Source organism: Mycobacterium asiaticum (assembly GCF_001668675.1).
GTDB lineage: Bacteria > Actinomycetota > Actinomycetes > Mycobacteriales > Mycobacteriaceae > Mycobacterium > Mycobacterium asiaticum_D.
Genome location: NZ_LZKQ01000337.1, coordinates 29,093 through 52,872 on the forward strand (window position 1 = coordinate 29,093; position 23,780 = coordinate 52,872).

At 67.3% G+C, this 23,780-nt stretch carries 20 protein-coding genes and 2 pseudogenes; 15 read left to right on the forward strand and 7 right to left on the reverse strand.

The genetic code is table 11. From position 1 onward, the window contains the following. The first annotated feature begins 21 nt into the window (after positions 1-21). The 3 genes from A9X01_RS28520 to A9X01_RS28530 all read left to right on the forward strand — a co-directional run bounded on the left by A9X01_RS28520 (position 22) and on the right by A9X01_RS28530 (position 5,992). Entirely contained in the window at positions 22-1,479 is a 1,458-nt protein-coding gene (locus A9X01_RS28520) for an MFS transporter (protein WP_253849477.1), read from the forward strand. Positions 1,480-1,559: 80 nt separating this feature from the next. Then, positions 1,560-5,675, forward strand: a complete 4,116-nt coding sequence (locus A9X01_RS28525) for a SpoIIE family protein phosphatase (protein ID WP_253849478.1) — start codon at positions 1,560-1,562, stop codon at positions 5,673-5,675. Continuing rightward, complete coding sequence (locus tag A9X01_RS28530; RefSeq protein WP_065123924.1) at positions 5,675-5,992, forward strand: STAS domain-containing protein; 318 nt, start codon at positions 5,675-5,677, stop codon at positions 5,990-5,992. Before A9X01_RS28525 ends, A9X01_RS28530 begins: the two co-directional genes overlap by 1 nt. 30 nt (positions 5,993-6,022) lie before the next feature. Here A9X01_RS28530 and A9X01_RS28535 read toward each other — a convergent pair whose 3' ends face one another. Next, positions 6,023-7,024 (reverse strand): cupin domain-containing protein, encoded by a 1,002-nt coding sequence (locus A9X01_RS28535; RefSeq protein WP_065123925.1) that lies wholly within the window; start codon positions 7,022-7,024, stop codon positions 6,023-6,025. Between the two features lie 115 nt (positions 7,025-7,139). Here A9X01_RS28535 and A9X01_RS28540 point away from each other — a divergent pair, with 115 nt between their 5' ends. From A9X01_RS28540 to A9X01_RS28545, 3 genes are read left to right on the forward strand one after another with little or no spacing between them, the layout of a single operon-like run. Beyond that, positions 7,140-7,799 (forward strand): GntR family transcriptional regulator, encoded by a 660-nt coding sequence (locus tag A9X01_RS28540; RefSeq protein ID WP_065123926.1) that lies wholly within the window; start codon positions 7,140-7,142, stop codon positions 7,797-7,799. Positions 7,800-7,802: 3 nt separating this feature from the next. Next, positions 7,803-7,946 carry a hypothetical protein gene (locus A9X01_RS30275; RefSeq protein ID WP_155772330.1) on the forward strand — a complete coding sequence of 48 codons (144 nt, stop codon included), beginning with the start codon at positions 7,803-7,805 and terminating at the stop codon, positions 7,944-7,946. Positions 7,947-7,948: 2 nt separating this feature from the next. Continuing rightward, a complete protein-coding gene (locus A9X01_RS28545) occupies positions 7,949-8,653 on the forward strand; it encodes an acetoacetate decarboxylase family protein (RefSeq protein WP_065123927.1) in 705 nt (234 codons plus the stop codon). On the opposite strand, the gene A9X01_RS28550 is transcribed toward A9X01_RS28545, so the two are convergent. Beyond that, the gene (locus tag A9X01_RS28550; protein WP_065123942.1) at positions 8,650-10,146 is read right to left on the reverse strand and encodes a potassium/proton antiporter; all 1,497 of its coding nucleotides are present in this window, start codon (positions 10,144-10,146) and stop codon (positions 8,650-8,652) included. The two genes, A9X01_RS28545 and A9X01_RS28550, sit on opposite strands and share 4 nt — an antisense overlap. Before the next feature lie 141 nt (positions 10,147-10,287). Here A9X01_RS28550 and A9X01_RS28555 point away from each other — a divergent pair, with 141 nt between their 5' ends. After that, complete coding sequence (locus A9X01_RS28555; protein ID WP_065123928.1) at positions 10,288-10,992, forward strand: potassium channel family protein; 705 nt, start codon at positions 10,288-10,290, stop codon at positions 10,990-10,992. A gap of 9 nt (positions 10,993-11,001) precedes the next feature. Next, a complete protein-coding gene (locus tag A9X01_RS28560) occupies positions 11,002-11,379 on the forward strand; it encodes a nuclear transport factor 2 family protein (protein ID WP_065123929.1) in 378 nt (125 codons plus the stop codon). Between the two features lie 9 nt (positions 11,380-11,388). Here A9X01_RS28560 and A9X01_RS28565 read toward each other — a convergent pair whose 3' ends face one another. Further along, positions 11,389-12,726, reverse strand: coding sequence for a flavin monoamine oxidase family protein (locus A9X01_RS28565; protein ID WP_065123930.1), 1,338 nt, complete (start codon positions 12,724-12,726; stop codon positions 11,389-11,391). Between the two features lie 126 nt (positions 12,727-12,852). On the opposite strand from A9X01_RS28565, the gene A9X01_RS28570 reads away from it, so the two are divergent. Continuing rightward, on the forward strand, positions 12,853-13,830 hold the full coding sequence (locus tag A9X01_RS28570) for an alpha/beta fold hydrolase (protein ID WP_065123931.1): 978 nt from the start codon (positions 12,853-12,855) through the stop codon (positions 13,828-13,830). 9 nt (positions 13,831-13,839) lie between these two features. Here A9X01_RS28570 and A9X01_RS28575 read toward each other — a convergent pair whose 3' ends face one another. Next, positions 13,840-15,186: a flavin monoamine oxidase family protein gene (locus A9X01_RS28575; protein WP_065123932.1), complete on the reverse strand. Its 1,347-nt coding sequence runs from the start codon at positions 15,184-15,186 to the stop codon at positions 13,840-13,842. Between the two features lie 84 nt (positions 15,187-15,270). Here A9X01_RS28575 and A9X01_RS28580 point away from each other — a divergent pair. Continuing rightward, positions 15,271-16,266 (forward strand): annotated as a pseudogene (locus tag A9X01_RS28580) (TIGR03617 family F420-dependent LLM class oxidoreductase); the annotation flags it as partial. Between the two features lie 108 nt (positions 16,267-16,374). On the opposite strand, the gene A9X01_RS28585 reads toward A9X01_RS28580, so the two are convergent. Beyond that, the gene (locus tag A9X01_RS28585; RefSeq protein ID WP_065123943.1) at positions 16,375-17,490 is read right to left on the reverse strand and encodes an Rv3169 family protein; all 1,116 of its coding nucleotides are present in this window, start codon (positions 17,488-17,490) and stop codon (positions 16,375-16,377) included. Then, complete coding sequence (locus tag A9X01_RS28590) at positions 17,490-18,608, reverse strand: phosphotransferase family protein (RefSeq protein ID WP_065123933.1); 1,119 nt, start codon at positions 18,606-18,608, stop codon at positions 17,490-17,492. The genes A9X01_RS28585 and A9X01_RS28590 overlap by 1 nt, the downstream gene beginning before the upstream one ends. Positions 18,609-18,651: 43 nt before the next feature. Between A9X01_RS28590 and A9X01_RS28595 the strand changes: the two genes are divergently transcribed. Continuing rightward, positions 18,652-19,254, forward strand: a complete 603-nt coding sequence (locus A9X01_RS28595; RefSeq protein WP_065036453.1) for a TetR/AcrR family transcriptional regulator C-terminal ligand-binding domain-containing protein — start codon at positions 18,652-18,654, stop codon at positions 19,252-19,254. After that, positions 19,251-20,084: an SDR family NAD(P)-dependent oxidoreductase gene (locus A9X01_RS28600; protein WP_065123934.1), complete on the forward strand. Its 834-nt coding sequence runs from the start codon at positions 19,251-19,253 to the stop codon at positions 20,082-20,084. The genes A9X01_RS28595 and A9X01_RS28600 overlap by 4 nt, the downstream gene beginning before the upstream one ends. Here the strand turns inward: A9X01_RS28600 and A9X01_RS28605 are convergent, their stop codons facing one another. After that, positions 20,085-21,371 carry an HNH endonuclease gene (locus A9X01_RS28605; RefSeq protein WP_065123935.1) on the reverse strand — a complete coding sequence of 429 codons (1,287 nt, stop codon included), beginning with the start codon at positions 21,369-21,371 and terminating at the stop codon, positions 20,085-20,087. It abuts the gene before it with no gap. Between the two features lie 106 nt (positions 21,372-21,477). Between A9X01_RS28605 and A9X01_RS28610 the strand changes: the two genes are divergently transcribed. The 3 genes and pseudogenes from A9X01_RS28610 to A9X01_RS28620 form a co-directional block, all read left to right on the forward strand. After that, a complete protein-coding gene (locus tag A9X01_RS28610) occupies positions 21,478-22,434 on the forward strand; it encodes a DUF4129 domain-containing protein (protein WP_065123936.1) in 957 nt (318 codons plus the stop codon). Continuing rightward, entirely contained in the window at positions 22,431-22,913 is a 483-nt protein-coding gene (locus A9X01_RS28615; RefSeq protein ID WP_065123937.1) for a hypothetical protein, read from the forward strand. The genes A9X01_RS28610 and A9X01_RS28615 overlap by 4 nt, the downstream gene beginning before the upstream one ends. Next, positions 22,910-23,780, forward strand: a pseudogene (locus tag A9X01_RS28620) (AAA family ATPase); the annotation flags it as partial. The gene A9X01_RS28615 and the pseudogene A9X01_RS28620, both read left to right, overlap by 4 nt.

Below are 23,780 nucleotides of genomic sequence, written 5' to 3' on the forward strand. Positions count from 1 at the left end.
CCACGCCGGGAACGAGGACGTGTGCCTGACGCCCCCATCCGCAGCCTGATTCCCGCCCGCATCGACCGGTTGCCGTGGTCTCCCTTCCATACGCGGCTGGTGGTGGCGCTCGGGGTGGCCTGGATACTCGACGGACTCGAGATCACCGTGGCCAGCGCGGTCGCCGACACCCTGACCCAGCCCGAAACCCTGCACCTTTCCTCGACGGCGGTCGGGTTCCTCGCCACCGTCTACCTTGCCGGAGAGGTGATCGGTGCGCTGTTCTTCGGCCGCATGTCCGACAAGCTCGGCCGGCGAAACCTGTTCATGGTCACGCTGGTCGTGTACCTGGTCGGCAGCGGCCTCACCGCTTTCACGCTGGGCAACAGCGCCGGCTGGCTCGTGTTCCTCTACATCACCCGGTTCATCGCGGGGACGGGCATCGGCGGCGAGTACGCGGCCATCAACTCGGCGATCGACGAACTCATCCCGGCGCGCTACCGCGGCCGCGTCGACATCGCGGTGAACGGGACGTACTGGGCGGGCGCGGTCCTCGGGACGTTGGGCACCTTCGTCTTCCTCAAGGTCATCGACCTGAGTCTGGGCTGGCGGCTGGCCTTCCTGATCGGACCGGTGCTGGCCGTGGTCATCGTGCTGGTCCGGCGAAACCTGCCCGAAAGCCCGCGCTGGCAGGTCATGAACGGACGCACCGAACAAGCCGAGAACACGATCTCCTACATCGAGCAGGAAGTGCAGGCGGCCGGGACGACGCTGCCAGAGGTCGACGAGTCCAAGGCCATATCGTTGCGCCCAGCCGAACAGATCGGTTACCTCGCATTGACCCGGGTGCTGTTCCGCGACTACCCGAGCCGCGCCGTGCTGGGCGCCACGTTGATGATCAGCCAGTCGTTCCTCTACAACGCCATTTTCTTCACCTACACCCTGGTGCTGGGCAAGTTCTACGGCGTGCCGTCGGCGTCGACACCGCTCTACCTGATCGCGTTCGCCGTAGGAAACCTGCTGGGACCGTTGACGATTGGTCACTTCTTCGACACGATCGGCCGCCGGAAGATGATCGCCGGCACCTACGGGCTGTCCGGGCTGCTACTCGCGGTCAGCGCAGCGTTATTCCAGGCCGGGATGCTCAACGCCATCACCCAGACCATCGCCTGGTGCGTCATCTTCTACATCGCGTCAGCCGGTGCCAGCGCGGCTTACCTCACCGTGAGTGAGATCTTCCCGCTGGAGGTCCGGGCCAAAGCCATCGCGGTGTTCTTCGCGATCGCCCAGTGTTTCGGCGCCCTCGGACCGGTGATCTACGGCGCGCTGATCGGCGACGCCGAACAATCCCTACCGCTGTTCCTCGGCTATCTGCTTGGGGCCGTGGTGATGATGGCCGGCGGTCTGGTCGCCTGGTTCCTGGCGGTTGACGCCGAGGGCAGGTCGCTGGAAGACATCGCCACCCCTCTGTCGGCCAGCAACGAAGGTTCGACATACTAAACGCCGGGTAAACGTTCCGACCGCATTGAGCCAACAGTGCACGACCATTCCACGGGAAACCCCACCTGAGAGGGACGTCAGTGGTCTTCCGCGCAGACCAGGAGATCGGACGCGATCTGGCCGCGGTCGACTGGGCGTCCACCCCGCTGGGGCCGGTCGACGACTGGCCGCAAAGCCTGCGTACGGCCGTGAACATCCTGTTGTCGTCCCAGTTTTCGATGTGGATGGGATGGGGACCGGAACTCACCTTCTTCTGCAACGCCGCCTACCGCCGCGACACACTGGGCCGGAAATATCCGTGGGCGCTGGGACGCCCGGCCAGCGAAGTCTGGGCCGAGATCTGGGCCGACATCGGGCCGCGCGTCGACCGAGTCCTGTCGACCGGCGAAGCCACTTGGGACGAAGCCCTGCTGCTCATCCTGGAGCGGTCGGGTTATCCCGAGGAGACCTACCACACCTTCTCCTACAGCCCACTGCGTGACGAGGACGCCAGCGTTGTCGGCATGCTGTGTGTGGTCAGCGAAGACACCGAACGGGTCATCGCGGAACGGCGGATGGCCACGCTGCGCGACCTGGGTTCGGACCCGAGCGTGGTCCGCACCGAGCGGCAGATGCTCGATTTCGTAGCCCAGCAACTCGCGAACAACCCGTACGATCTGCCGTTCACTCTGACCTACCTCTTCGCCGACGACGGCGACGCGCATCTGGCCGGTGTCAGCGGAATCTCCCGCGGTCATCCCGCCGCCCCGGAAACGCTCGCCCGCGACGGAGGCAGCGTCTGGCCCGTCCAGAATGCGAGCAAAGGCCATCCCGAACTCGTCGAACTCGACGGCGCCGCAATGGATCTGCCGACCGGCGCCTGGAGCGAGCCACCCACGCAGGTGTTGCTGGTGCCGCTGTTGCAGCGCGGCGGCGCACCCGTCGGTTTTCTGGTCGCCGGCCTGAACCGGCACCGTGAAATCGACGACAGCTATTGGGGTTTCGTTGAGCTGGTGGCCGGATACATCGCCGCCGGGGTGGGTAGCGCGCGCAGCTACCAGACCCAGCAGCGGCGCGCCGAGGAGCTCGCCGAGCTCGACCGCGCCAAGACCACCTTCTTCTCCAATATCAGTCACGAATTCCGCACGCCGCTCACGTTGATCCTCGGACCGGTCGACCAGCTGCGCAGCCGAGTCAGCGGTGTCGACGAGGCGGCGCGTCAAGAGCTGGAGCTGGTGTATCGCAACGGCTTACGGTTGGCGAAGCTGGTGAACACGCTGCTCGACTTCTCCCGTATCGAGGCGGGTCGGATGCGGGCCCAATTTGAGCCCGTCGAAATCTCTTCGGTCACAGCGGAATTGGCCAGCGTGTTCCGCTCGGCAATCGACCAGGCCGGGTTGACGTTCACCGTCGACTGCCCGCCACTGGGCGAGCCGGTGTACCTGGACCGTGAGATGTGGGAGAAGGTGGTGCTGAACCTACTCTCCAATGCGCTGAAGTTCACCTTCGACGGTGAGATCAGCGTCCGGGTCTCCCGCGACAGTGAAGCGGTCGTGACCGTGAGCGACACCGGGATCGGCGTGCCGTCGGCCGAAATGCCCCGGCTCTTTGAGCGTTTCCACCGCATCGAATCCGCGCGGGCCCGCTCATCCGAGGGCAGCGGTATCGGGCTGGCCCTGGTCAAAGAGCTCGTCGGCCTGCACGGCGGCACCATCACCGCGGACAGCCGCGAAGGCGCCGGCACCACCTTCACGGTCCGGCTGCCGTTCGGTGCGGCTCATCTGCCGACCGACGATGTCGTGGCAGCGTCGGAGACGCGCTCGGCGACCGGGGCGATCGCGGCACCGTACGTGCAGGAGGCGTTGCGTTGGCTGCCGGGGGAGACCGGAAGCACTCCGGCCGTTCCCGCTCTCGCGCCCGCAGCCGCCGAGGGCGAACGCGAAGGCGTGCGGGCGCGCGTGCTGATCGCCGACGACAACGTCGACATGCGCGAGTATCTATCCAGCCTGCTCGCCGCCTCGGGATACGAGGTAAGTGGTTACGGCGACGGCATTTTGGCGTTGGAGGCGGTCCGATCCCGGCTGCCCGATCTGGTCATCAGTGACGTCATGATGCCGGGCATGGACGGTCTGCAGCTCCTGGCGGCGCTACGGAAGGATCCGCGCACCTCCGCACTGCCGGTGCTGCTGCTCTCCGCGCGCGCCGGCCAGGAAGCCTCGGTCGAAGGGCTATTGGCCGGAGCTGACGACTATTTGGTCAAGCCGTTTGCGGCGGCGGACCTGCTCGCCCGGGTGCGTGCCAACGTTCAACTGGCGCGCTTGCGCAACTATCATTCCCGCTGGCGCACCGCGCTGGTGGACTCTTTGCAGGAGGCTTTTTTCGTCTGCGACGAGCACGGCACGGTCGTGGAAATCAATGCCGCCTTCACCGAAATCCTGGGCTACGGACCCGAAGACCTGCCATACGAACCTCTGCATCCCTGGTGGCCGGACGCCGCGACCGAGCCGGACTCCCGCCGGCAGGTCGAGGCGGCTTTTGCCGGATTGCTGACTCACACCCAGGGTGCCTTCACCGTGCCGGTCACCCATCGCGATGGCCATCGGGTGTGGATCAACGTCAGTTTCAACCATGCCAACGACCCCGACTCGGGACGGCGAGTCATGGTGGGCACGTTCCGTGACGTCACCGCGGAGCACTACGCGGTGCAAAGCCAAACGGCCCTAGCTGGACTCAACCAACAACTGGTGCAAGCGGATACGTTGCGCCAAGCGCTGCAGGGTGCACTCGAGGTACTCAGCGGGGTGTGGCGGGCCCGGCGGGTCCTGGGCGCGACGTTCGTCGGCGAACTACCGGAGAACCCGACGCCTAACCTGCTGTGCGCGGGTGAACCGGCCAAATGGACAGAGCTGACGGCACGCCAACGTGAATCGATCGAGTCGCTGCGGGACGCGGATCTGTTGAGCATCATCGCCGAAGCCGGAGCGGCGGGCATCGCGTTGCAGCATCCGCGTGGCCGATTGGTCGTCTGGGTGGAGCTGTCCGAACATCGACGCTTCACCCGCGAGGACCGCACCCTGCTCACGGTGCTGGCCGGCCGGCTCAGCCAAGGACTGCACCGCGTCTACCAGTTGGACGAACAGCGCGAAACCGCTGTCGCACTGCAGCATGCGATGCTCGGCCCGGCGCGGTTGCCGGACGGATTCGCGGTGCGCTACCGTCCGGCCACTCACCCGCTGCAGGTCGGCGGCGACTGGTACGACGTGGTCGAACTCGACGACAAGCGTGTGGCATTGATCGTGGGCGACTGCGTCGGCCACGGTTTGGCCGCCGCGACCGTCATGGGTCAATTGCGCAGTGCCTGTCGCGCACTGCTGCTCGAACAACCCAGTCCGGGCGCCGCGCTGGGCGCGCTCGACCGCTTCGCGGCGCGACTGCCGGGCGCGCGATGCACCACGGCCTTCTGCGCCGTGCTGACCCGGGACACCGGGGAGTTGGTGTATTCCAGTGCCGGTCACCCGCCGCCGATCATGGTGTACGCCGACGGCACCAGAGTCATGCTCGGCGGCGAGCACGGTCTGCCGCTGGCGCTCCGGCCGCAGTGGAACCGACCGGAGACGCACGTGATCATGCCGCCGCGCGCCACGCTGCTGCTCTACACCGACGGTCTGATTGAGCGGCGCGGTGTGTCACTCGACGACGGCATGGCCCGGGCCGCCGACGTTGTGCAGGACGGCCGCTCGCACGGTCTGGAAGAGGTTGCGGATCAACTGATGTCCGTGCTGGAGCCCGGCGGTGGCTATCCAGACGACGTAGCCATGCTGCTGTATCGGCAACCGGCACCGTTGGCCATGGAGATCTCCGCCGACGCGAGCGAACTCGCCCCGAGCCGAGCCGCCCTGCGCAACTGGCTGATTCAGGCGGGAGTTGACCCGGACCAGATTCAGGACGTGCTCGTCGCCACGGGTGAAGCCGTCGCCAACGCGATCGAGCACGGTCTGCGGGACCGCCCCACGGGCACCGTCTCGTTGCGCGCAACCGCAATCGTCGACCGATTGCAGGTGACCGTGGCCGACACCGGGGTGTGGAAGCCGCCGGCTGAAATCCCCGGTTTCAGCCGCGGCCGCGGCATCGACCTGATGCGAGTCCTGATGGAGGATCTCAGCATCGATTCCAGTGAAGCGGGAACGACAGTTCACATGTACGCGAGGATCACCTGATGGCCACACCGCTCACGCTGAACACGGACCGCGATGCCGACGGGACGCCACGGGTGACGGCCATCGGCGAGATCGACCTGAGCAACATCGACGTCTTCACCCGCGCGCTCGCCGCGGCCAACGGAGGCACCCGTGATCCGATCACCATCGATCTGAGTGCGGTCAGATATCTGGACAGCGCTGGTATCAACGCACTTTTCGACCATGCCGACGTGGTCGACGACCTGCACGTGATCGTCCACCCGCTGCTGGTCCGCGTGCTCACCGTCAGCGGTTTCAGCAAGATCGCAACCGTCGAAGCAGGCAAACAAGCCTAAAAGCCCCGGCGCGCAACACTTTAACTCCCTTCAGGAGCGCCGACGGCTGAACTGCATGTCCAGGCTGCGCAAGTGGGTCTGCAGCCCGGCGTCCTGCACCGGGATCAGATGAGCCGGTGCGCCGGACTCGTTGTAGTGCGCGTGCCACATCCCCGGCGGCGTGGTGAACGCCCCACCGGCCTGCCAGTCCACCCGGATCGGGTCGGCGATCTGGCCACAATCGTCGAGTCGGGTGCCCAGCAGCGTGTAGCAACCGGGCTGCGCGTCGAGGATCAGGTCCAGCGCGACGGACTGGTGACGGTGTGGGCGCTGCTCCCGGCCGGGCGGCAGCACCCCGAACATCGCCCACAACACGTGCGTCAGGGTCAGCGTCTGCCGCTGCTCGGCGTTGGCCAGCAGCACGCTCACCCGGTTCTTGGTGTGGGCTCCCGGCTGCGCGGCGATCTGCTGGAGTTCGGCGACGGCGTCCGCGCGACGGAACTTGGTGGGGCGGAAGCGCGGCTCGGTGGCCCGGACGCCGAGATACCGCAGCAGCGGCTCGTCGTGCACCCAGTACATCGCCGCGTCTGCGTCGGCGTAGAACACCGTGTGCGCACCCGCGGGCAGGGTCAGGAAGTCGCCTTTCTCCCACTGAACCAGCCGGCCGTCGACCGCCGCCATGCCGCGCCCGTACAGGACGTAGTACAGCTGCGAGGTGGCGTTGGGGTTCGTGCCGATCTGCTCACCGGCCCGGATCCGCACGAAGTTGGCCAGCAGCGCCGGGCTGGTGGCGTCTCCGGTTGTGATGCCCATGTCACCGGACAGGTCCAGCGGAATGATGCCGGTGGGCTGGTCCTGGTACAGCTCGGAGCTGAACTGGGCGATCGGCACCGCAGGGGTGTGTCCGGAACCGATGGGGTCGGCGGCCTGGGTGTACTCGAAGTAGCGGGCGTCATTGGCCCAGTCCTCGAACCTGCCCTCGAATCCGAACTCGGCGACATCGGCCATCGGTGCCGGGATGGTGGGGTCCAGCGTGTCTGTCGTGACTGTCATGGCCTCATCTCCTTGCGTCGACTGCTAACATCTAAATAGTATCTATCTTGTATCTAAGACGCAAGGCGGAGTCGTCGTTACAGTCGGGATACGACTTAGCCGCAAGGAGGCCGGCATGGCGTTGGAGACGGCCAGCGGGCCGGGCGCTGCCAAGGATCGAGCGCTGGACTACGTCAAGTCCCGGGTGCTTACCGGGGCATTTCCCGGCGGCGAATTGATCAGTGAGGGCGAAGTGGCCAACGCGCTGGGTATGTCGCGGACACCGGTACGCGAGGCCTTCCTACAGCTCGAGGCCGCGGGTCTGCTGCGGCTGTATCCCAAACGCGGTGCGCTGGTGGTGCCGGTTTCGCCGGACGAGGTGCGCGGGGTGCTGGAAGCGCGGCTGGTGTTGGAAGACTTCGCGGTGGGTGCCGTTCTGCAGCGGGGTCCGCAGGCGGGAGCCGCACTCTACGAACAGCTTTCGACAGAACTCCAACGGCAACGCGACGCCGCCGCCGCGTCCCGGCTCGCAGACTTTCTGGAATCCGACCGCGCCTTCCACCAACTCACCCTGGACGCGGCGGGCAACTCGATCCTGGCCGGCTTCTACTCGACGTTGCGGGACCGCCAGATGCGCATGATCGGAGAATCGGCGCGTGACGGCCAGCGCCTGGTCAACATCATCGGCGAACACGAGCGGATCGCGGCAGCGCTGCGCGACGGCGATCTGGACGTTGCCCGCGAGGCGGTGCGTACTCACCTGGCCAGCACCACGCGGGCCCTCGGGTTGCTATGAGTCGTGCTGGTGTCGAGGGGCACCACCACCCTGCCTACTCCCGTCAGCGATGCGGCCTTCCGGTGGTCGCGTGGTAACAAGGTCACCGCGGAGTCGAATCGCGAGGAACGGGCGTCGTATCAGGCGCGCATCGAAGATCAGGAGTAGCGATGGGGGACATCAACACGCGGATCGAACTGACCGGACTGCGGGGAGTGCCGGAGACCGCCCTTAGCGCGGCACTGGTCGCATCCCTGCCGGCCAACGAGGCGCCCGCACCGTGGGAGTGCCGCTGCTCGGCGCTGCTGTGGCTGGGTCGCGGCGGGCGCGCCGCGGCCGCCGCGTTGCCGCCCGCCCTGTCCGGCAGCCCGGCGCTGGCCACCGTCGGCGGGTTCGTCCGCTACACCGACACACCGGTCGGCGCCTACGACGAGGTGCTCGGCATGATCGCGTCCCGCACCGGTGTCCGGCCGTGGGGCAACGTGGCTTTCATGTCGGTGAATTCGGAGTCGAGCCTGGTCGGCGGCCGCACCAACTGGGCGATGCCCAAGACGCTGGCCCGCTTCGACGGCGAACTGGCCGCTGGGGGACTGATCACCGGCAGCGGCCTTGACGAAGTGTCCTGGACGGTCAGCGCAACCCCGCGAATTGCCGGGCCGGCCATCCCGCTGAAGACCAAGGCCACCGCCCGCCAGGAGTTCGCCGACGGCCGCATCGGCGATTCGCTGCTGACCTTCTCCGGCCGGATCCGGCCCGCATTCGTCACCGTGGGCGTCTCCTCGGCCGGACCGTTGCCGACCTGGCTGCGTCCGGGGCTGCACCTTGGCGCTCTCGTCGAAGACGCCGCCTTCACCCTGGATAAACCGAGGTTTTAGTCCATCTCGCCGTATTCGTCGAACCAGTGCGCAAGCTTGCCGCGTCGGCTGACCGCGCGGAGCCGAGCCTCGGCGGCCGCACGCGTCTTGCTCGTGGTCACGATCAGTAGTTCGTCGCCGCTCTCAATCCGGGTATCCGGCTCGGGGACGAAGGTGTGGCCGTCTCGAATGATCAGGGTGATAACGGCCGGATCGGGCAGGCGCAGTTCCAGGATGGTGACGTTGTGCAGGCGGGACGGCTTCTGCACGGTCATGGTCAGCAGTTCGGCGTCCAGCATGTCCAGCGGCGCGGCTTCCACCTGGATCTCCCGAGTGGCTTCCCGCGAAATCAGGCCCAGAACGCGTGCGATGGGCCGCAGGCTCGGACCCTGGATAAGGGTGAAGACGAGCACCAGCACGAACACGATGTTGAGCAGTCGCCCACTGCCGGCCACGCCGGCGACGATCGGGAACGTCGCCAACACGATGGGCACCGCGCCGCGTAGCCCGGCCCACGACAAAAACGCCTGGTCGCGCCACGGAATGCGGAACCAGACGAGCGTGCCCACCACCGACAGCGGGCGTGCCACCAGTAGCAACACCAGTCCGATGACGACCGCCGGGACCACGTCGCCGGCCAGCTCGCTGGGGTCGACGAGCAGTCCGAGCAGGACGAACAACCCGATCTGCGCCAGCCAACCAACCCCCTCGGCGAACGAGCGGGTCGCCGAGCGGTGCGGCAGTCCCAGGTTCGCCAACACCACCGCGGCGACATACGCGGCGATGAATCCGCTGGCATGGGCGTCGCCGGCGGACGCGAACGCGACGAGTCCCAGTCCGAACGTCGCGATCGGATACAACCCGGACGCGGGCAGTGCGATCCGCCGCAGCCCAAAAGCCCCGAGATAACCGACCACCAATCCGATCGCGGTGCCTGCGAGCAGTTCATATACCAGGTCGATAGCCGCGCCCTCCGGCTCGAGCACAAAGGGCACCACGCTGAACATCAGCACCAGGATCACGCCGGGCGCGTCGTTGAATCCAGATTCGGCCTCCAGCAGCCCCGCCAAGCGTCGCGGCAACGGCAGCACCCGCAACACCGAGAAGACCGCCGCCGCGTCGGTGGAGGAAATGATGGCACCCAGCAGCAGCGCAAGCTGCCAGTCGAAATGCAGCAGCACGTGGGCGCCGACCGCGGTGACCAGCGTGCTGATGACCACCCCGCCGGTGGCCAGGGCGGCAGCGGGCGCCAGCACCTTGCGGATGTCGCTGAAGCGGGTGGTCAAGCCGCCCTCGACGAGGATGACGGCCAGCGCCGCGGTGCCGACGTTTCTGGCCAGCACCACATCGTCGAACTGCAGGCCCAGCCCGTCCTCGCCGATTGCCACCCCGACCAGCAGGAACAGCAGCAGACTAGGGAACCCCACGACCGTGGCCACGCGGGTACCGACAATGCTGGCCAGCAGCACAAGGCCGCCGATCGACAGAGTCAGGTACAGCTGCTCGAGGGTCATTTTGTTCCAGTTCACACGCGACCGCGACAGCGATCGCTGCCACGGCTTGTACGGACGGGTGGCGCCGATATCGGCGTGCTGCCATTAGATCAGCCCGGACCTACGCCGCGCTCGGTGCACAGCCATACGCAAAGATGGGGTGTGGCCAAGCGGAAGTTACGGATCGGTATTGCCGGCGCCGGCAATGTCGGCCGTTCCGTTGCCCAGGAGTTGCTGGACGCCGGGCACAAGATCCTGCTGATCGAACGGCAGCGACGCAACTTCGAGCCGCACAAGGTCCCCGACGCGGACTGGCTGTACGCCGACGCCTGCGAAATGGCCTCGTTGGAGGAAGCGGGCGTGCAGACGTGCGACGTGCTGATCGCGGCGACCGGTGACGACAAGGCCAACCTGGTGGTGGGCCTGCTGGCCAAGTCCGAGTTCGGTGTGCCCAGGGTGGTGGCCAGGATCAACGACGTCCGCAACGAGTGGTTGTTCGGCCAGTCGTGGGGCATCGACGTCGCGGTCTCGACACCGGGTGCCATGGTCGCCGGCATCGAGGGCGCCATCGACGTCGGCCACTTGGTCCGCCTGATGGGACTCCGGGAGGGCCGGACTGCCCTGACCAAGCTGACCCTGCCCGAGGACAATCCGCTGGTCGGCCAGCAGGTGGCGGAGCTCAAGCTGCCGAAGAACACCGGCTTGGTCAGCGTGGTCCGGGGCGACGCTGTGATCGTTCCCGGGCCCGACGACGTTCTGGAGGCGGGCGACGAGATGCTTTTCATCGCCGACAACGCCCGCGAACGTGCCTTGTGGACGGCGATCAACCGGGCCAGGCGTGCCCGCCTGCCGATCAACCCGGCTTAGGCTGGCGCGGTGTCCGTCGCGCTGCTTCGCGAGATGTTCGACCGAATGGTCGTCGGCAAGAATGCTGACCTGATCGAGCACTACTACCACCCGGACCTTGTGATGACCTCCGACGGTCTCAGTCAGGATTTCGCCGCGTTCCGCGACAGTCATCGGGATTTGTACGCGACCGCCATCACCTATCAGGTCGAGTACGACGACCAAGCATGGGTGGAAGCCGCGGACAAGGTTGCCGGACGGGTATGGATCACCACGGCACGGCCCGGCGAGCAGCCCACCCGGATCGAGGTCGTGCTCATCGCGGCCTTTCGCGACGGGCGGATCCACCGAGTGTGGGAGACCACCTGGCCGAGCTGGCGCACCGCGGCGGCATTCGAAAGTTACTGAGGAACAGCGTCAGCCCAAGCGGCGCAACAATTCGGCCGCCGCGTGCCGGCCGCTGAGCAGCGCACCGTGGACGGTCGCGGGGTTGTCCGAACCCACGGCCTCACCGGCCAGGTAGAGGCGGTCGCTGACCGGTTCCTGCAGCCGACGCCGGTCCTCGGGGCCGGAACCGGGTGCGTGGTAGGAGTACGAACCCAGGGCATAGGGGTCGACGGTCCACCTCGAGGATCGGACGTCGACGACGTCGGCGCCGAACAGCCGTTGGGCGATGGGTGCCGCCGCGGCCAGCAGATCGGCGGGCGGAGCCGATTCCACGTATCGCCCCGTGCGACCGGGATTGAACGCCAACACAACTGGCCCGGCCGCGGCGGGGAGGGTGAACCACTGCGCCCACCGGTTCTCCGCCGCGCCCAAATACTGGTAGAAGGCGTTCTCCTGATCCCAACTGCGCTGCCGGAACCGGAAATAGCTCTTGGACAGCACGCCGAATCCCAACGCGGACACGGCATGAGCGTGTGCCTCCGGCAGTGGCGGGTCGAACGTGATCGCCCCGGATTTCAGCACCCCGAGCGGAACCGTGACAATGGCCGCGGGTCCCTGGAATACTCTGTCGCCGGCTCGCACGGTGATCGAGTTACCGTGTTGCGCAACCAAATTGACGACCGCATTGAAGACGATCTGGAGGCCGTCGGCCAGCGAGCGCGGGAATGCGTCGTAGCCGCTGGTCACCACGGACTGCGGGCCGCCGGTATAGCTGCCCTGATCGAACGTGCTGACCGAGAGCTGGTCCGCGTCGGCGGCGTACTCGTCTTCGATCTCGGTGGTGACGTAGTAAGCCAGCTCGGCACGTTCCCGGTCGGAGAGTTCCTCGCGATCGGCCTGCGCCGCGACGGCGGCACCGAGGCTGCCGCCCACGGCTTCCTCGCGCGCGTCGGACACCAGGTCGCGCCATGTTTTGGCCTCGAAGGTGATCGGCTGCAAGGGCGGGTCGATCGCGAGTTTGACGGGGTGGTTGTAGTCGGTCGGCACGACCTGGGCGTGCACCTTGTCGGCCAGTTCCAGCAGCGGGTTGTTCGTGGTGCCGTGGATCCACGACGCGCCCATTTCCAGCGCTGTACCCCAGTCGCGATTTGTGTCGATCCGCCCGCCGATCCGGTTGCGGGCCTCGATGATCCGCACCGGCCGGCCCGCGTCGGCCGCCCTGGCCGCCGCCGCCAGCCCCGCCATGCCGGCACCGATGACCAGGACCGACTTGTTGTCCACCGGACGCGGTTCGCACCCCGCGGCCAGCCCGGTACCCGCCATGACGACGCTTGCCGCCAGGAAGTCCCGACGGGACATGGGGGACACGAGTGTCAGGGTCCCATACGCCGTTACCGTTTTGTGTTCTTGGAATGTGATTGGCCGCACATCACGTGCGGGTAAACTCGCGGGACACCGGAGGGCGGCAACGGAGCCGCCGAGGGGGGAGCGACGATGAGTGCTCGAAAGTCCACTGACCGTGGCAGATCGGGTGAGCAACTGCCCGTCGACCTACCGCCCAGCCGCATCCTTTCGGTCCGCGCCGCCGACGGCACGCCACTGCACGCGGAGGTGTTCGGGCCGCCGGACGGCTACCCGATCGTTTTGACGCACGGCATCGTCTGTGCCATCCGGGCCTGGGCCTATCAGATCGCTGATTTGGCAACCGAATATCGCGTCATCGCATTCGATCATCGCGGCCACGGCCGCAGCGGCGTGCCGCGGCGCGGCGGCTACAGCCTCAAACACCTGGCCTCCGACCTCGATTGCGTGCTGGATGCCGCACTCGCCCCGTATGAGCGTGCGGTGATCGCCGGGCACTCGATGGGCGGCATGACCATCCAGGCCTGGTCGGAGCGCTACCGGCACAAGGTCGCGCGGCGAGCCGATGCGGTGGCGCTGATCAACACGGCCAGTGGGGACCTGCTGCGCCAGATCAAGTTGCTGTCGGTGCCGCGCGGCTTGTCGCCGGCCCGCGTGCTGGCCGGCCGCACCCTGATCAATGCCGTTGGGGGACTGCCGCTTCCCGCGCTGGCGCGGATACCGAGCCAGCACCTGGTGGCGATGATGGCGGTCGGCGCGGGCACCGATCCGGCCACCGCCCGGCTGGTGTACGAGCTCTTCGAGCAGACCTCGCCGGCGGGGCGCGGCGGTTGCGCCCGCATGCTGATGGCCGAGGTGGGGTCGCGCTACCTCAATCTCGATGGCCTGACGGTGCCGACGCTGGTCATCGGCAGCCAGCGGGACCGGCTGACACCGATCAGTCACTCTCGCCGGATCGCCCGCGACGCACCCAACGTGATCGGCCTGGTCGAACTGCCCGGCGGTCACTGCTCGATGCTGGAACGGCCGGCCGAGGTCAGCCGGGAACTGCGTGGCCTCGCCGAATCCGCGATGGCCCGGCACGAGCGCTACCGGTTGATCAGCTCATAGCAACTCGGCTCATAGCAACGCGGCCACTTCGGCGGCGGCACGCTGGCCGGATCTGACCGCGCCGTCGAAGTACCCGGTCCAATTGTCGGCCGTCTCGGTGCCGGCCCAATGGATGGGGCCGACCGGTGCGCGCAGCACCCGCCCGTACTTCGTCCACGAACCGGGCGGCACCGCGGCGGTCGGCCCGCCGGGCGCGAATTGCTCTGCGCCCCAACGGTGGTCGGCATAGTCGAGGGGTTCGAGGGCCTCGTCCCCGAACAGCGCGGCGAAGCATCCCAGCGCCTCTTTGCGGCGCTGCTCGGGTGACAGCGCATCGAAACTGCGGGAATCGACGAAACCCAGCAGCAGGCCGGGCCCGTCAGGGTGCGGGCTGAGGTCGAAGGTGATGAATACCGGGCCCTGGTCGGACAAGGACTGTCCGGAGAACCCGTTCTTTCGCCAGAACGGTGTCTTGTACGCGGCGTAGGCCTTGCTGAGCCGACCCTGGGGCCAGTTGTTGGCGAGTTGCTCGTATTCGGGCGGCAGCGGGGGATTGAACTCGATGGCGGCCCGGTGCGCGGGTGGGACGGCGACGATCACGAAGCCGGCCTCGACCTGGCCGTGCTCGGTGGTGAGCGTGACGCCGGAGCCATGCCGGTCGATGCGACGGACGGGGGAGTTGAGCAGCACCCGGTCGCCGAGTTCGGCGGCTACGGCCAGGGCGATCTGTTGGGTGCCGCCCGGGAAATGGTCCTCCTGCGCGCCGTTTCGGGTATCGAGCAGCCGGTTCATGCCGCCGGCCGCGCGGACATAGCGGGCGGCGTGCAGTAACGACACATCGTCGGGCTCACATCCCCAGGTCACCCGGGTCATGATGGCCATCAGGTCACGCGAGGAGGCGGTGGCGCGGATCAGGCGCAGCCACTGGGCCAGTGACACCTCGTCGAGTTGCTGCGCCCGCCGCGCATTCCAGGGGGCTGCCACCGGCACGGTGCGCGAGATCCGCTCGAACTGCCATTGCAATCGCGCGATGTCGAGCAGGCCGAGCAGCGAGAGCCGGGGGATGGTGCCCCGGTAGGGGCGCGACGAGCCCCGCCAGCGGATGATGTTCTTGCCCTGGTAGTGGGTCGGCGTGGTCGGGATCCGCAGGTCAGCGGCGAGGGCTTTGACGGCGTCCTGGGTGGGGCCGACGAACGAGCCGCCCAGGTCGATGGGCAGGCCGGCGACGCTGCCGGTGAACGAACGCCCGCCGACGCGGTCGCGGCCTTCGAGTACCAGCACGTCGTGACCTTGTTGCGTCAGTTCGCGAGCTGCGGCAAGCCCGGCGAAGCCGGCGCCCACCACGACGACATCGACAGTCCGCGGGGGGTTTGTCACGTCCTCTAGTCAACAGCATCGGGGTGAGGTTCCGTACTGTTCTTTTTGCCCCGCCGTCCCCGCCACGCAACTGAGGTAGGCGCTTTGAAAGTCTTCACCGCTTTGTATGGCCTTGCCGATGCGGCCGAACGGGCCCGTGAGCTGCGTGACGCCGGTGCAAGCGGTGTTGCCACCTTCGAGGGCCCGCACGACGTGTTCGCACCGTTGACGTTGGCTTCCACCGTAGGCGGACTGGACCTGATGACCAATGTGGCGATCGCGTTCCCGCGGAACCCGATACACCTGGCGCATCAGGCCAACGACCACCAGTTGCTCAGCGGCGGTCGGTTCACCCTGGGACTCGGCACGCAGATCCGGCCGCAGATCGAGAAGCGATTCGGCGCCGAGTTCGACCGGCCGGTGGCGCGGATGACCGAGTTGATCGCGGCGCTGCGCGCCGTCTTCGAAGCGTGGAACACCGGTGGCCGCTTGAACTTTCGCGGCGACTACTACCGGCACACGCTGATGACGCCGACCTTCAATCCCGGCCCGAATCCCTATGGGCCACCGCCGATCTTTGTGGGCGCCCTGGGCCCCCGGCTCACCCGGGCCACGGCCGAACATGCCGACGGCCTGCTGGTGATGCCGTTCGGCTCCAAGCGGTTCCTGCAGACGAACACGCTGCCCGCGGTGCGGGCCGGTCTGCAGGCCAGCGGGCGACGGTCCGAGGACTTCACGATCATTCCCGAGATCATCGTGTCGGCCGGCGACACCGAGGAGGCACTGGAGCGGGCGGCCGCCGGTACCCGTCGACTACTGGCGTTCTACGGGTCAACCCCCGCCTACCGTCCGGTGCTCGCCGCACATGGTTGGGAGGACCTGCAGCCCGAGCTCAACGCGATGTCCAAGCAGGGCCGTTGGCAGGAGATGGCCGGATTGATCGACGACGAGATGATGCACACCATCGCGGCGTGCGGCACTCCCGCCCAGATCGCCGCGCATATCCGCGCCCGGGTGGACGGTGTGGCGGACAGCGTGTTCCTGTATCAGGCAGCGCCGATCGGCCTGTCCACGCTGGCCGAGATCATCGACGAGCTCAGGCACGATGGTGGCGACCCGCTTCGCCCGGCTACGCCGCCCTCGCGATCGCCACTACGGCACGATGGTGGCGACCCGCTTCGCCCGGCTACGCCGCCCTCGCGATCGCCACTACGGCGCGACGGTTAACCAGTCGGCGAAGCCCGACGGGTCGTGCCGGCCCAAAGCGCCGTGCTCGTAAAGACCCCAGCCTTCGACCGGGGCGGCGTCGCCGTCGCGACATACGGCCCGACCGACATGGTCGATCACGCCGAAGCCGGAGCGGCCGACGATCGCCGGATCGGTCATGTTGTAGGTGAGCCGTTCGACGAACTTCTCGCCCTTCCACATGCCGTGCAGCCAATCCGAATCGCCGCCGTAGCCGCCGCCGACATGGATCGGCACCGGCAGTTTGGATTCCACGTCGAAGTGGACAGGGGTGCCGTCGGGGCGGGTCGCGTCGATGGTCGCTCCGGTTGGGATGCGGGTGCCCGAACGATAGTGAATCTTCACCCGCGGCCAGCCCAGCTGCTCGACCCGGCCGTCGCGCCACACCCGGGTGCAGTCGTTGAGTGAACGGAAGCCGTTCGGCTCCTCCTGGATGATCAACACGATCGCGAAGTCGTCGAACGCGATCGGCACGTAGAGCCACCACATGCCCTCGAACGGCGGATCGGCCGGGCGCCCGGCAGGTTCGGGTTCACCGATCGGGCGGATGCCCCAGGATCGGTCCCGACTGCCGATCCATCGGGCGGGGTCTACGTTGATCTCCTCGCCGTCGACCGACAGGTGCCCGCTCCAGCTGCCCAGCTGCGCGAACCGCTGTGCGTTGAGCGTCACCCGGTTTCCGGAGCGCAGGATGTGCGGCTGTTCCTGGACGACGTCGAACAGCCCTTCCCAGGTGAGATCGGCTGCGATGCCTTCGGTTTCGTCGAGAACGATGCGCAGCTTCCGCAACGGATCGATGACCTCGACCCGGTAACCGTTGACGTGTTGGTGCAGCCGGTCCTGGTCGATCGCGTCAGAAAGGTGCACCGCCGTCTGGGTGTCGCCGCGCCTGATCAACAGGAACGCGTCTTTCACACCCAGGTTGGGGTAGTAGCCAATGCCGGTGATCACGAAGATGTCGCCGGTGCGGTCGTGGGCGTTGAAGTAGGAGCGGTCGTAAAAGTTTCGGTCGGAGGAACCGGGCCAGGCGATCGGCTGGGGGAGTTGATGTACCGGGTACTCGTCGAGCGGGCCTAGCATCACTGATCCTCTCCGATAAAGCGTTTCATCAATCCGGCGTGGTAGAACAGCGACTCCACGTCGTCGGGTTTCTCGGCTTCACCGAAGTGCACCCGCCGCGCGCCGGTGCGCATGAACACGCAGGCCCACATCACTCCCGAATACGCATAGAACCACCGCAGGTCGTCGAGCTCCACGCCGGTGAGTTGCCGGTACGTGTCGCGGACATCCTCCTCGCGCATCACCTGCGGCAGGCCCGGCAGCGTCGCCAGGTTGGCAAGTTCCTCAAACACCTTGTGCGCGTAAATCATCCAGGCGACATCGAGTTCGCGAGGGCCCAGCGTCACCATTTCCCAGTCCAGCACCGCGACCGGCTCGAAATCCCGGTACAACACGTTGCCCACCCGGGCATCGCCCCACAGCAGGACCGGTTCGCGGGCATCGGCATCCTTGGGCCAATTGTCCTGCAGCCACTGCAGACTGCGTTCGACCAGCGGCGACCGGCCGATATCCGGGACCGCGAATTCGTACCAGGACTTGACCCAGTTGAAATGCTTGCGCAGCGCGGTGTCGCCGGTCAGTCCCTCGGTGAGGAAGCCAAACGTCTGCTCGGCCTGGGGTATCGAGTGCAGGGTGGCCAGTACCTTGACGCTGGCATCCTGCAGCTTACGCTGTTGATCGGCGGGCGCGTCGGCAAACCAGTTGCCGCCGAACGTATATGGCATGACGTCGGGTGGTACCACCCCGTCGACATAATCCATCAGGAAGAACGGGGAGCCCAGCACCTCCCCGGTGTTCTCGATCCAGCGCACCTGTGGGACTGGGACGTCGGTCAGTTCGCCGACCTGGCGGATGACTTCGAATTGATGGTCGAGGCGATAGGTGGGGAAGACCGGCACGTCCTGGGCGGTCGGCGCCACGCGTGCCACCAGCTTCTGCTCCTGCCCGTCCCACCGGGCAGTCAGGATGATCGTTTCCGAGGACATGCCCGTCGAGTCCACACCGCTTTCCACGGTGACCTCCGGGGCAACGGGAAGCACGGTCGACAGCCATTGCGACATCAAGCTCGGGACGGTGGCGGTGTCGCGGCTCGAGCGTTGCATGCGGCCTATCTCTTCGACCGCCGGTTCATTGGCCACGATGCTTCCTTTGCGGGGTAATTACGATACGGTAGGTAGCGTTATGAAAGCAGACCCGTCAACCCTTGACAAGGCCCCCGGTGCCGGGCGGCCCCGGGATCCGCGTATCGACTCTGCCATCCTTGCCGCGACGGCGGAACTGCTTGTGGACATCGGCTATTCGAGTCTGAGCCTGGCCGCGGTCGCCGAACGTGCCGGGACCACCAAGTCGGCGCTGTACCGCAGGTGGTCCAGCAAGGCCGAGTTGGTGCACGAGGCGGCGTTCCCGGTCGCGCCGACCGCGTTGGTGGCGCCCGCCGGCGATTTCGCCGCCGACATCGCGATGATGATCGAGGCGACCCGAGACGTCTTCACCACTCCGGTCGTGCGCGCCGCCCTGCCGGGGCTCGTCGCCGACATGACCGCGGACGCCGAGCTCAACGCCCGCGTCATGTCCCGGTTCGCGGACTTGTTCACCGCGGTGCGGCTTCGGCTGCGGGAAGCTGTGGAGCGGGGGGAGGCGCATCCCGACGTCGACCCGGACCGGTTGATCGAGTTGATCGGAGGAGCCACGATGCTGCGGATGCTGCTGTACCCGGACCGAAAACTCGACGACTCCTGGGTGCAGCAGACCACCGCCATCATCGTGCACGGGGTCACGCGATGACGGCGGCGATTGTCACCGGCGCCAGCCGCGGCCTGGGCCGAGCGATCGCGCTGGCCTTGGCCGCCGAGGGTGTAGCGGTAGCCGTGGCCGGCCGCACCGAAGCGGTCTGGGATGACCGGCTGCCCGGCACCATCGGCGAGACCGTCGCCGATATCGAGGCGGCGGGCGGACGGGCGGTGGCCGTCCGAGCCGACCTGACCGAGCGTGACGACATAGTCCGGCTGGTGGACACCGCGCGAGACGCGTTGGGCCCCATCACGATACTGATCAACAACGCCGCCTTCACCGCACCCGGCCGCCCGGGCGCGCAGCCACGTCCCAAGTCTGCGACTCCCAAGCCGAAACCCGGCTGGCCAGGCTTCGTCAGCACCCCGCTGTCCGCCTACCGCCGGCATTTCGAGATCTCGATCTTCGCGGCCTACGAACTCATGCAGCTGGTCAGCCCCGACATGATCACCGCGGGCGGCGGCTCGATCGTCAACATCACCTCGGTCGCGTCGCGGCTGCCCGGCGACGGGCCCTATCCGGACCGCAGTGGTGGCGTGCTGCCCGGATACGGTGGCTCCAAGGCAGCGCTCGAGCATCTGACCCAATGCGCCGCATACGATCTCGCGGAGTACAACATTGCGGTGAACGCCCTCGCGCCGTCCAAAGCGATCATGACGCCAGGCTTGTCCTACTATGCGCGCAGCTTCGACGAAGTCAGTTCGGCCGACGAATTCGCCCAAGCGGCAGTGCAACTCACGAGGGTGGACCCCGCCGTGGTGACCGGGCGCACCATCGGGCACCTGCAGGTGCTCGACGGCACCTTCACACCGTTCCGCCTCTGATCAAGCGGCGTGACGGTCGATCAGCGTGATCGCGATGCCGGTTTCGACTTCGCTGATATCAACTCTGGGGTAGCCGGGCAGAGGTGGTGCGGTCGACCGGTAGCGGGCGCCGGTGGGGGTGGTGTACTCGGCGCTGTGCCGGCCCTCGCTGGTGCCGGTGGTGACCAGCCAGCCCGGCGCTTCTTTGGCGTAGTTGCACAGTTCGCATTGACCCTGGCCGTTGCCGGCGCTGGTCTTGCCGCCGCGCCGCCAGGGCTGGGCGTGGTCGCGGTGGCGGATCGGGGCGTCGCAATAGGGAGTACGGCAGGTTTGGTCGCGCAGCCCGATGAAGCGGGCGAGGCCGCGGGGGAAGGTGCGGCTGCGGGATTCCATGGCGACCAGGGCTCCGGTGCTCGGGCGCGCGTAGAGGCGGCGCAGGCTCGCCCGGGAGCGCCGATCGGTTAGGGCGTTGTCGATCATGGTCCGGGCCACCTCGGCGGGGATCGGTCCGTAGCCGTCGAGCAGGGCGGAGCTGGTGTCCTGGCCGAGCAGTGCGGTATCGGAGATCACGACGTTGACCGCGACCGGCGCCGCGGCATCGGCGGGGCTGCCGGTGATTCGCTCGACCACAGCGTCCGCCATGACCTGGCCGCGGGATCGGCCATCGAAGGTGGTGTCGGCGATGCGCCGCAGGGTGGCATACACCCCGACGCCCTGCGCGACGGGCAGCAGGACTGACACCCAGCTCATGGTGTCCGGCGCCGGCCGGATGGTCACCGTCCGGTCCTGCGGGGCCTTGGCCGCGCGATCGACAACGGCGTGCGGGTCGCGGCGGTAGGCGATGGCTTTAGCCTCGGCCGTCAATCGCTTGTCGCCCTTGCCGGTCAGCTTGTCCACGTCGGCGCACATCTCGCGGTCCAGGGCGCGACGGTCTTCGACGTCCAGGCAGGCCGATTCGCGCACGATCAGGGTGGCCCGCCACTCCGAGAGCGCTCCGCATTCCAGAGCGGCCAGCGTGTACGGCATCTCGTGGACCAGCGCCTTGGCCAGGCCCAGGTGCTGACCGCCGCGGACCGGAGCATCCCGACGGGCCAGGGCGATCTCGCTGGCCAGGCCGCGGCAGCGTTTGGCCGCGGGCACCCCGGCCGCGGTTTCGGCGGCTCGCCGGGCGGTGGCAAGTGCCGCCGCCGCACGGGCCTGACCCGCCGCGGCTGCGCTCTTGACCTGCTCCAACGCGGTGATACGGGCGACAAGTTCGGCTTCGCCCGCCGCCGGGTCGAGCGACGTCAATTCCGCTAGTTCGAACATATGTGCGATAGTACCCCGTCCCAGTGACAAGCCGCCGTCGCCACTGGACCGGGGTAGCCGCGCGCCGCTAGCCTTCGGCTATGAGGCACTTAGTGGCCTTCCGCTGATGTTCGACAAGCCGACGGGCCGCGTGGTCGCGGTGCTCGTCTTGTTGATCGTGGCCGCTGCCGCCCTGCGTGGGTACCTACCGCCGCAGCACGACGCACGGCTCGCCGACGACGGCGGGAATCGCGCTCCGCTGATGTTTCTCGTCGCGGCAATCGCCGCAACCGTGGGACTGCTGGCGTTCTCGCTCATCGCCCGCTTCCGCGACCCGCGCGCGGTGGCACCGAGCACGGGCAACCTCTCGGAAATGCTGGGCCGCGGGAGCGGCGAACGGCCGAGTTGGCGCGTCGTGCTGATCGCGCTCGGAGTGATCGTGGCCTGGCTGGTGATTGCGCTGCTTTTGTCGCGCCTGTGGGCCCCGCCTGAAATCAATCTGGATGCACCGCAACAGAGTTCGGCGCCAGCCCCACCGTCGGTACCCCGCGACGGGCCACCACCGAAACAGCCGTCCCACCGCAACGACAATGGGGACACCTTGGGTGCCCTCCTGGCGTTCGTACCGGTCCTGCTGATGCTGTTCGCCGGCGGCGTCATTGCTTCGCGCCGACGACGGCAACCGGCGGCGCCCGCGCCCCCGGCGCTCAATCGTAAAGACTCCCCGGCGCCGGAGGCCGCTTCCGAATCACTCGTGCGCGCAGCCGAAGTCGGCTTGGCCGAAATGGCCGACCTGAGCCGCCAGCCGCGCGAGGCGATCATCGCCTGCTATGCGGCGATGGAGCGCGAGCTGGCCAACGTCCCCGGGGCCGTCCCGCAGGAAGCCGACACCCCCACCGAAGTACTGGCCCGGGCAGTGGCACATCGTGCGCTCCGCGCCGACACCGCCGTCGAGTTGGTGAACCTGTTCGAGGAAGCCCGGTTCAGTCCGCATGTGATGAACGAAGGGCACCGGGAAACAGCCGTACGCGTGCTGGAGCTGGTACTCGACGAGATCGCGCCCCGCTCGAGTGAGGCGGTATGAAAAGGCTGCTGGCCCTGGGCATTCTGCTGATCATCGGAACGGAGCTGCTGTTGCTGGTGGCGCAGGATCGCCGGTTTGTGCTGCTTGCCGCCGGCGTGGGTCTGACGTTGGTGCTGCTCAACATCCGCCGCGCCCTGGGCCACCCGAACGAGCCGGCGGCCGAACCGGAGTCCGACGATCTCGCCGACTCGTTGCGCCGCTGGTTGGCCAGTACCGAGACGACGATCCGGTGGTCGGATTCCACGCGCGCGGACTGGGACCGTCATCTGCGCCCGATGTTGGCGCGACGCTTCGAACTCACGACGGGCCAACGGCAGGCGAAAGATCCGGCCGCATTCCGCGCCACCGGGGAAATGCTGTTCGGGCCCGAACTTTGGGAATGGGTAAACCCGAATAACGTGGGGTATGCGGCTGCCGACCAGCCGGGGCCCGGTCGGGCGGCGCTCGAGGAGATTCTGCGAAGGTTGGAGCAGGTATGACAACGCCGGCCGCTAGGTCAGTTGAAGAAACCACCGCCCAGTGCGAGGCGGTGCTCGACGAAATCGAACGCGTCGTCGTCGGCAAGCGCGCGGCCCTCACGTTGATCCTCACCGCAGTCCTGGCCCGTGGCCACGTGCTGATCGAGGATCTGCCCGGACTCGGCAAGACCCTGATCGCGCGCTCCTTCGCAGCCGCATTGGGACTGGAATTCACCCGGGTGCAATTCACCCCGGATCTGCTGCCGGCCGACCTGTTGGGCTCGACCATTTACGACATGCAGTCGGGGCGCTTCGAGTTCCGGCGCGGGCCGATCTTCACCAACCTGCTGCTCGCCGACGAGATCAACCGGACACCGCCCAAAACTCAGGCGGCCCTGCTGGAGGCGATGGCCGAGGGACAGGTCAGCATCGATGGCCAAACCCACAAACTGCCAACGCCATTCATCGTGTTGGCCACTGACAACCCCATCGAATACGAAGGCACGTATCCGTTGCCGGAGGCGCAACTCGACCGGTTCTCGATCCGGCTGGAGCTGCGCTACCTGTCCGAGGAAGACGAGACCGCGATGTTACGGCGCCGCCTGGAACGCGGATCGGCGGAACCAACCGTCAACCAGGTCGTCGATGCGCACGACCTGCTGGCGATGCGGGAATCCGTCGAGCAGGTATCGGTGCATGAAGACGTCCTGCACTATGTCGTTTCGCTGGCCACCGCGACGCGGCACCATCCCCAGGTCGCCGTCGGCGCCAGCCCACGAGCCGAGCTCGATCTGGTTCAGCTCGCCCGTGCCCGCGCCCTGGATCTTGCGGACCCACATCTCCGGTCGCAGCGTGATCCGGTGCGCGACCGCAGGGGTGGCGAGCGCC

Bases quoted from the DNA above. Each gene is read 5' to 3' on its own strand.
- A9X01_RS28530 (WP_065123924.1), top strand. From the start codon at position 5,675: ATGGCCACACCGCTCACGCTGAACACGGACCGCGATGCCGACGGGACG.
- A9X01_RS28535 (WP_065123925.1), bottom strand. From the start codon at position 7,024: ATGACAGTCACGACAGACACGCTGGACCCCACCATCCCGGCACCGATG.
- A9X01_RS28540 (WP_065123926.1), top strand. From the start codon at position 7,140: ATGGCGTTGGAGACGGCCAGCGGGCCGGGCGCTGCCAAGGATCGAGCG.
- A9X01_RS28545 (WP_065123927.1), top strand. From the start codon at position 7,949: ATGGGGGACATCAACACGCGGATCGAACTGACCGGACTGCGGGGAGTG.
- A9X01_RS28550 (WP_065123942.1), bottom strand. From the start codon at position 10,146: ATGACCCTCGAGCAGCTGTACCTGACTCTGTCGATCGGCGGCCTTGTG.
- A9X01_RS28570 (WP_065123931.1), top strand. From the start codon at position 12,853: ATGAGTGCTCGAAAGTCCACTGACCGTGGCAGATCGGGTGAGCAACTG.
- A9X01_RS28585 (WP_065123943.1), bottom strand. From the start codon at position 17,490: ATGCTAGGCCCGCTCGACGAGTACCCGGTACATCAACTCCCCCAGCCG.
- A9X01_RS28595 (WP_065036453.1), top strand. From the start codon at position 18,652: ATGAAAGCAGACCCGTCAACCCTTGACAAGGCCCCCGGTGCCGGGCGG.
- A9X01_RS28600 (WP_065123934.1), top strand. From the start codon at position 19,251: ATGACGGCGGCGATTGTCACCGGCGCCAGCCGCGGCCTGGGCCGAGCG.
- A9X01_RS28605 (WP_065123935.1), bottom strand. From the start codon at position 21,371: ATGTTCGAACTAGCGGAATTGACGTCGCTCGACCCGGCGGCGGGCGAA.
- A9X01_RS28610 (WP_065123936.1), top strand. From the start codon at position 21,478: ATGTTCGACAAGCCGACGGGCCGCGTGGTCGCGGTGCTCGTCTTGTTG.
- A9X01_RS28615 (WP_065123937.1), top strand. From the start codon at position 22,431: ATGAAAAGGCTGCTGGCCCTGGGCATTCTGCTGATCATCGGAACGGAG.